We start from the raw sequence: 8,169 nt of genomic DNA on the forward strand, positions 1-8,169 counted from the left end.
GTAGGCAGTAAGTGATAAGTAATAAGTAGTAAGTGACAAACAATGAATTGCGCTAACCGAATGATTCCTCACATCAAGTAAGCATCAGTTGAAGAAATGATGATTAGGAGAGGATTATAATGACGGATTTGCAATTGACACAAAGCTTTTCCATGTTGGCGCTAAATGCGCAGAGAAGTCTTGAGATGATTACAGCCAAGAAGGTGGCTCTCCGCTGCATAGCCGCAGCAGTTATTCTCGAAGTCTATCTAGACCAAGGCTTTACACAAACTAAGAATCAATTAGCTCTGAAGAAGGATGTCCTTGAGCAATCTCATACCATGCTTTTTCAGGAGATTATTTTAAAATCCTTGGCCCGCCAAAATGCTAAGAAATCATGGGATTTGAGGGATTGGCTGAAAAGAGCCTCTATGCTTCCCGGATCAACGTTAAAAAAGCTAGAACAGGCTGTATCCGGCTCTCTTAAGGAATTGGGGCTGCTTGAGGAAATCCCCCATCTATTGGGGTGTGACCTGTATTTTGACTCTGCAGGCGTTAATATCAAGGAATATCGCAGCGATATTCAGGAATATTCCAGCATTTCAGAGAATATCCGGGCAGAAATTCTGGAGGATGGCCCGGTAACGGATGAGACGATTTGCATGCTTTGGCTTCTTCGCGAGAGCGGATGCATGCATGATTTTTTTTCGCGGAATGAGCTGGATATAGTAAGTGCCCGAATGTATAAATTGTATCAAGGTGCTCCGCTGGCTAAAGCCTTGTATCCCATCCGCATTCATCGCGGCATCGAATTAGCAGCGAAACAATTTTTCCGTATGAAAAAAGGGGCAGTAAAGACACAAGTGGGCAGCGGTTTGAATTTTTTGTTCCCCATCCTGGAACGCTCGCAGGCTGTTTTTATCGACCTGGAGGCGATGTTCTCCAATCCAGCTGCAAGATTGCATGATGTAAAGCAGCGGCTGGAATCCAAAGGCCATACTGTTACGGTGCTGCAGGAAGGGCAGATTCCAACAATTAAGATAGATAATATTGTGTATCAAGCGATTCCGCATGCCATTTACGGGAGAGTGCCGATCCATGGTGTGCGTCTAATCCCGAAGCCCCTAATTTAAAGGAGTCTTGAATCATGTCCAGACAGCGTTCTATGGAGGCCATATTGGCCTCTGAGTTCGTAACTATAGGTGAATTAGTACGGCTTACGGATTCTCGCTATAGTACATTGAAATTTTATACAGAAGAGGGAATGCTGCCTTTCACACAGGCGGAGGAAAATCTGACACGCCGATATAAAAGAGAGGAGACCGTCGTGCGCATTCATTTCATTAAGGAACTGAAATCAAGCGGCTTATCGATCCCGCAAATTAAAGAAGCTCTCAATAAGAATCCATAAGCACACTGTAGACCCAGCCTAAATTATAGCAGCTAACAAGGGCTGGGTTATTTCATGAGTGAGCACATATTATATTTCAAGAGGGGTCAAGGAGAATGAATTCTAGTATGTTATTGAAATCCGAAAGGCTGACCTATAGGCCAACTATGGCCTCTGATTTAGAGATGGTGTTAGCAATTGAAAACGAACATGAGAACATAGCCTATATTATACCTTGGCCCAGGGACCAGCATATGGCTGCGTTGTGCGACTCGGATAAGAGGCATATAGTTATAGAGGATCAGGTTGCGAACTTGGTGGGGTATTTGATCTTGGCAGGCCTCGACAGCCCGCATCATAGCATTGAGCTGGTCCGAATTGTGATTGCAGAGAAAAATAAAGGATATGGAAGAGAAGCCATCAAGGCGATTTTACAATATGTATTTGATGGGCTAAGTGCTCATCGAGTATGGCTGGATGTGAAAGAATATAATGAGAGAGCGAAGCAGCTTTATTCAGCTCTAGGGTTCAAGCAGGAGGGCATATTAAGAGAATGCATTAAGAATGGCGATCAGTACGAATCTCTGATTGTAATGTCCCTGTTAAGGCAGGAATTCACGATTCTAAGAGTGGATGATCTAGAGCACTAATTGGATTCTAAAGGGGGATCACATGAGAAAATTTAGATTTAATCAGTCAGCGGAAATAGGAAGCTTCATTATTCTTTTTGGAGCATGTATTAAGCTGGCTGTTCATTTGTATGCGGTATTGGGGATGATAAGATTCACAGAAGCTGTAATCACAGATGTAGAATTCAACATATATCGGTTAAAAATCTTTACAACCCTAGAGCAGTATGAGGTACACATTTTACCAACGTATGGGGTCTCAGTGCTGCTGATCATATATCTTATAAAACTTGTAGTAGATTATATCAAATACCGGAAACAAGAAAATAGGGTGGATGAAGATAAGAGAGGTGAGAGGTATGGATTTTAGGAATTGATCAAGAAGGATAAAAGGCAGGACGACGCTAAGTTGTCCTGCCTTTGTATCTAGGATTGCTGCCAGCTATCGCAATTAGTAAATCCGATAATTCCCGCTCAACGCCAGCAGGCTGAAGAAGTACAGGCAGTTGTCATAATAGCGGCGGTCGCCGGTACGAAGCGGCGTGTTCCAGAGCAGGCGGACAAAATGCTCCGCGTCCGGGCCGTCGGCGGCGAGGGAAGCCGCCGCATTGGTCGCCAGAAGGCCGATTGGATGCAGCGCTGGCTCATCGAACGGCTTCCCGTCAATGGTGTAGCGGCGATAGTCGGAAACCTCGATGTCCCGGAAAAATGCCTGAATCCGGTTGGACTGCTCGACCTGCCAGGGATCCTGGCGGAACCATACCCAATCCAGGGCGATATTGGCGGCCACCCGGTAGGAATCACTGTAGAAATGACGGAAGTCGCCATGGGGCTGCGGCTCTGCCGGCGTACCGTCATAATTCGCATATTCTGGAGCGAGGCCAGTTTCCGGATGGCATGCCGTATGCAGGTAAGCCCGGCTGGCCTTGGCGGCCTCCCTCCAAAACTTCATATCCCGCTCGTCGGCTAGCAGGGCAAACAACTCGTAGAAATGGGGGAGATGATATGACGGATCGCTAAACTTAGATTCCGGTATGAATTTGATCAGCTTCGTTTCCGGGTCCCACATCGGATCGCCTTCGCCGTTTTCCCCCTGATGCAAGCATGCTCTTAGAATCGTTCGTGCCTGCTCGGAATAGTTATAGGGCTCCGGCCCGTCTCCCCAACGGCTGGCCGCGAAGAACAGGGCCATCGCGAAAAATTCCTCTCCGTCCGGTGCAGGACCGTGGGAGATGCGGGTTCCGTCCGGCTTGCAATGCCAGGCAAAATAATTGGCGTAGGGCCCTTCCTTATGCTGCATAAATGTCTTCGAGAAATTCCACAGCCGGTCAAACTCTTCTTTCTTATTCATTTGCACAGCCATCATCATCCCGTATGACATGCCCTCTGTCCGCACGTCCAAATTGCCGGTATCGAGAATATAGCCTTTATCGTCACCCATCGGATGATAGATCCGTACATCCGGCTCTCCATAGAATAGATCGTTCCATACCTGCTCCAGCTTGGCTTCAATTTCCGTTTCGGAATAGCCGAGCTCCTTGAACATGTTTCTGTATTCTTTCGTATAAAAAGCACCTAATTGGTTCGCAGACATATCGTCAACCTCCGTCTATTCATCATTTGGCTATATCATAGCACAGCAGGAGTTGAGTAAATTAAAGCGCTTTCCCCAGAAATATTAGTATTTCTCTAATAGTAAGATACAGGAGTCTATCGGGTTACTGCAAAAAAGAAAGTGCAATAAACAAACAAAAAATTCCATTTAGATTTCGATGGAATGATCATAAAATTAACTTGAAAAAATGTAATTAATTGCTAGATTTGATCTGGAGGGAGGCAGATCGCGCGAACTTTTGTCGAAAGGGGGGGATTAGGATTCTGCGAATGTCCAGTTAATTGTTTCAAGAAAGGAGATGATCAGAGATGAGGCAAAAATTTTGCTTGGTTTTGGCAACGCTTACATTGATGGCGGTATTCATATCTCCCGGCCTGCATGCTGCAGAGGATCAGAATTCGTTTGAGAATCCTATCCTGTGGGCCGATGTGCCGGACCCGGATGTCATTAGAGTGGGGAATGCCTTCTACATGACAAGTACGACGATGCATATGAACCCCGGCGTGCCGATCATGAAATCCTATGATCTTGTCCATTGGGAAATTGTCAATTATGTATACGATACGCTAGGGGATTCAGACGCACAGGCGCTGAGGAATGGTCAGAATGAGTATGGCAAAGGCTCATGGGCCAGCAGCTTAAGATATCACAACGGCACCTACTATGTGGTTTTTTCCTCCAGCACAGCGGGCAATACATTCATCTACAAGACGCGGGATATTGAAAAAGGGCCATGGACTCGCTCCACGATCGGCTTTTACCATGACATGTCTTTGCTGTTCGATGATGACGGCAGGGTGTACCTTGTTCATGGCGGTGGCGATATTCGCCTTACTGAGCTCACTGCGGATGCCAGCGCCGTAAAGCCGGGCGGGTTAAATCAGGTCATTATTCCCAACGCCAGCCTGGTGGCAGGTCCTAATGTCGGGCTCCCGGCCGAGGGAGCGCATATTCAAAAAATAAACGGCAAGTATTACATCTTCCTGATCACCTGGCCGCAGGGAAAAGGCCGCACGCAATTGGTTTTTAGAGCGGATCGCATTACGGGGCCATATGAAGGGCGGGTTGCTCTGGATTTTGCTGGCGTCGCTCAAGGCGGAATTGTAGATACGCCGGATGGCAAATGGTACGGCATGCTCTTCCAGGATCATGGATCTGTAGGGCGCACCCCCTTCCTTGTTCCAGTTACCTGGCAGAATGCTTGGCCAGTATTCGGCGTGAATGGCCAGATTCCAGCGCAAATGCCAATGCCTGTTCCCGGGGTAAATTCCAATCATAAGATCGTGGCTTCCGATGAATTCGATCAAACCCGGCTTCCGCTCGTATGGCAGTGGAATCACAATCCCGACAACAATCTTTGGTCTCTAACCGAGCGCCCGGGATTTATGCGGCTGAAGACCGGACGGACCAGCACGGGCATTTTGGACGCGCGCAACTCACTGACACAAAGAAGCATCGGGCCGGAAAGCTCTGGGCGAATTGCCCTCGATGTAAGCCGGATGAAAAGCGGGGACTATGCAGGGCTTGCCGCTTTACAGAAAAATTACGGATTCGTCGGCGTAAAAATGTCCGGGAATTCCAAATCGATCATCATGGTCAATGGAAGCGGGACAGCTCCGGTAGAAGTCGCGAGTGTGCCTCTTGCACAGAACAATGTCTACTTCAAAGTGGAAATGGATTTTAAAAATAATACCGACAAAGCCTACTTCTATTACAGCCTGGACGGCAACCGGTGGACAGCCATTGGCAACACGCTGCAGATGAGCTACACTCTGCCGCATTTTATGGGATACCGGTTTGCCTTATTTAACTACGCAACACAATCGGCTGGCGGGTATGTAGATTTCGATTATTTTAGAATCGAGAACCGGATGACAGGGACAGGGGGATCAGGAGAGTCCCCGCAGTCACCTGTACAAAGCGGATCGGTGTACAAGCTGAGGAATGCGCACAGCAGTATGGTTATCGGTATTTCCGGCATGTCCACAGTAAATGGAGGGCAGGCCGTCCAATGGAACGATAATGGCAGCACGGATCATCAGTGGCGGTTTGACCGCTTAAGCAGCGGTTACTACAAGCTGACGAATATCCATAGCGGCAAGGTGCTGGGGGTTGAGAACATGTCCACGGCGAATGGCGCTTCCGTCATACAATGGGATGACAATGGCACGGCGGATCATGAATGGCAGCTCGCTCCCGTAGGGGACGGCAGCTATAAATTGGTGAACCGTCATAGCGGCAAGGTGCTCGGCGTGGACGGCATGTCCAAGACGGCAGGCGCAAAAATCTTGCAGTGGGACGATAACGGCACGGCGGATCACAACTGGACATTCTCGTTCGTACGATGACGAAAATATGAAATGCTAACGCACACACGTTTTATTTTGAACAATGGGGAGGATATGGTAATGAAAACAAATAAGAGAGTTATAGTTTTACTATTAACCTTTGTGCTGATAGGAATGGGGATGTTCCAAGGACAGGCCGCGCACGCTGAAACGCCGGCGATCGCCAAAACCCCTGGCAACGGCAATCCGCTGATGGATCATAAGCTTGGGGCTGATCCGTTTGCGATGACCTATAACGGCAGGGTCTATCTATACATGTCCAGCGATGCTTATGAATACGATAGCAGCGGAAAAATCAAATCGAATTCGTTCAGCAATTTGAACAAAGTCCATGTCATTTCTTCAGACGATATGGTGAACTGGACGGATCACGGCGCTATTCCTGTCGCGGGACCAAACGGGATTGCCAAGTGGGCCAGCGGTTCGTGGGCACCGGCGGCTGCTCATAAGAAGATCAACGGACAGGATAAATTCTTCCTCTACTTCTCCAATAGTGCAGGAGGGCTTGGCGTGCTTACCGCAGACAGCCCGATAGGGCCGTGGACAGATCCGCTTGGACGAGCGCTGGTGACCTTGAACACACCTGGCGTTGCGGGCGTTGTATGGCTGTTTGATCCGGCCGTCTTAGTCGATGATAATGGCACCGGCTATCTGTATTTTGGCGGGGGAATTCCTGGCGGCAACAGTCCGACGCAGCAGCAATGGGCGAGTCCCAAGACTGCCCGCGTCATCAAACTAAGCGATGATATGATTCATACAGAAGGCAGCGCGCAGGTCATTGACGCTCCGTTCTTTTTTGAAGACTCGGGAATCCACAAATATAACGGCAAATATTATTATTCCTACTGCTCCAACTTTGGCGGAAATCATCCGCCGGGAACCCCTCCTCCTGGAGAAATTGCCTACATGGTGAGCGATAACCCGATGGGGCCGTTTACTTATGTAAAATCGATCTTAAAAAATCCGTATGAGTTTTTCGGCGTCGGGGGCAATAACCACCATTCTATCTTCTCATTCAACAATAAGTGGTATATAGCCTACCATGCCCAGACTGTGAGCAAAGCTATCCTTGGCGATGGATTGGGGTATCGTTCCCCTCATATCAATGAGCTGACGTATGCCGGCAATGGAGAAATCAACCCGATTCAGGGAACGATGAAAGGCGTTTCGCAGATTAAAAATCTAAATCCGTATGTGCGGACGGAAGCCGAGACGATCGCCTGGCAGGGCGGCATTTTGACAGAGGCTGCTCAGGCGCCTGGCGGCATGGTGCCAAGCGTAAACATGAACGTAACCGACATTCATAACGGTGACTGGATTGCCGTCGCCAACGCCGACTTTGGATCGAATGGCGCGACGAGCTTCAAAGCAAATGTGGCCTCGACGGTAGGAGGACAAATCGAAATTCGGCTTGACAGTCCGACAGGCCAGGTCATCGGAACGCTTCAGGTTAATCCGACAGGGGGCAATCAAACTTGGAGCCTCAGAGAAACTACGGTAAACCGTGTGACTGGCGTTCATCATGTGTATTTTATGTTTAAAGGTGCAAATAATCAGCGTCTGTTCAACTTGGATTATTGGCAGTTCGGCACTTCTACAGGCGGGGGGCAGCCATCTGATATTGAGAGCGGCCGCGTGTACACGCTGAAGAACGAGCATAGCGGACTGATGATCGGCATAGCAGGCGCATCTATAGCCGATGGCGCACAGGCCCTGCAATCGAACAATTTTGGTGCGACAGATCACGAATGGCGGGTGGACAGTTTGAATAATGGCTATTATAAGCTGACGAATATGCGCAGCGGCAAAGTGCTCGGGATTGAGAACATGTCCACAGCAAACGGGGCCAAGGCCGTACAATGGAATGATAACGGCACGGCAGACCATGATTGGCAATTCGTCCCTGTGGGCAATGGCAGTTACAAGATCGTCAATCGCCACAGCGGCAAGGTGCTCGGCGTGAATGGCATGTCCACGACATCAGGCGCGAACATCGTACAATGGGACGATAACGGCACGGCAGACCACAACTGGAGATTTGTGTTTGTAAGGTAACAATAAATAAGAACCCACCCTAAGGTTGAACTGCACCCCTAATGTTAGACACCATCTAACATATTGGGGGTGCAGTTTTTGTATGGCTAAATTTAATGCCGATGAAAAATTAAAAGCGGTCTTACGTTATTGTGAAAGTTCAGAAAGCTTGAA

Annotated in this window: 7 protein-coding genes; 6 read left to right on the forward strand and 1 reads right to left on the reverse strand. The window is 48.4% G+C overall.

Annotated features, from left to right (window positions below):
• Window positions 1-119: 119 nt before the first annotated feature.
• The 4 genes from GNP95_RS15280 (at window position 120) to GNP95_RS15295 (ending at window position 2,368) form a co-directional block, all read left to right on the forward strand.
• Entirely contained in the window at window positions 120-1,112 is a 993-nt protein-coding gene (locus GNP95_RS15280) for a hypothetical protein (protein ID WP_155611728.1), read from the forward strand.
• 14 nt (window positions 1,113-1,126) lie between these two features.
• A complete protein-coding gene (locus GNP95_RS15285) occupies window positions 1,127-1,390 on the forward strand; it encodes a helix-turn-helix domain-containing protein (protein ID WP_155611729.1) in 264 nt (87 codons plus the stop codon).
• A 107-nt stretch (window positions 1,391-1,497) separates the two neighbouring features.
• Window positions 1,498-2,019: a GNAT family N-acetyltransferase gene (locus tag GNP95_RS15290; protein ID WP_230873837.1), complete on the forward strand. Its 522-nt coding sequence runs from the start codon at window positions 1,498-1,500 to the stop codon at window positions 2,017-2,019.
• 22 nt (window positions 2,020-2,041) lie between these two features.
• Window positions 2,042-2,368, forward strand: a complete 327-nt coding sequence (locus tag GNP95_RS15295; RefSeq protein WP_155611731.1) for a hypothetical protein — start codon at window positions 2,042-2,044, stop codon at window positions 2,366-2,368.
• Window positions 2,369-2,449: 81 nt separating this feature from the next.
• On the opposite strand, the gene GNP95_RS15300 is transcribed toward GNP95_RS15295, so the two are convergent.
• Entirely contained in the window at window positions 2,450-3,592 is a 1,143-nt protein-coding gene (locus tag GNP95_RS15300) for a glycosyl hydrolase family 8 (RefSeq protein ID WP_155611732.1), read from the reverse strand.
• Window positions 3,593-3,921: 329 nt separating this feature from the next.
• On the opposite strand from GNP95_RS15300, the gene GNP95_RS15305 reads away from it, so the two are divergent.
• Both GNP95_RS15305 and GNP95_RS15310 read left to right on the forward strand, forming a co-directional pair.
• Window positions 3,922-5,961 (forward strand): beta-xylosidase family glycoside hydrolase, encoded by a 2,040-nt coding sequence (locus tag GNP95_RS15305; RefSeq protein WP_155611733.1) that lies wholly within the window; start codon window positions 3,922-3,924, stop codon window positions 5,959-5,961.
• A 60-nt stretch (window positions 5,962-6,021) separates the two neighbouring features.
• Window positions 6,022-8,016, forward strand: a complete 1,995-nt coding sequence (locus GNP95_RS15310; RefSeq protein ID WP_155611734.1) for a carbohydrate-binding protein — start codon at window positions 6,022-6,024, stop codon at window positions 8,014-8,016.
• Window positions 8,017-8,169 lie beyond the last annotated feature (153 nt).

It is taken from the genome of Paenibacillus woosongensis (genome assembly GCF_009725165.1).
Lineage (GTDB): Bacteria > Bacillota > Bacilli > Paenibacillales > Paenibacillaceae > Fontibacillus > Fontibacillus woosongensis.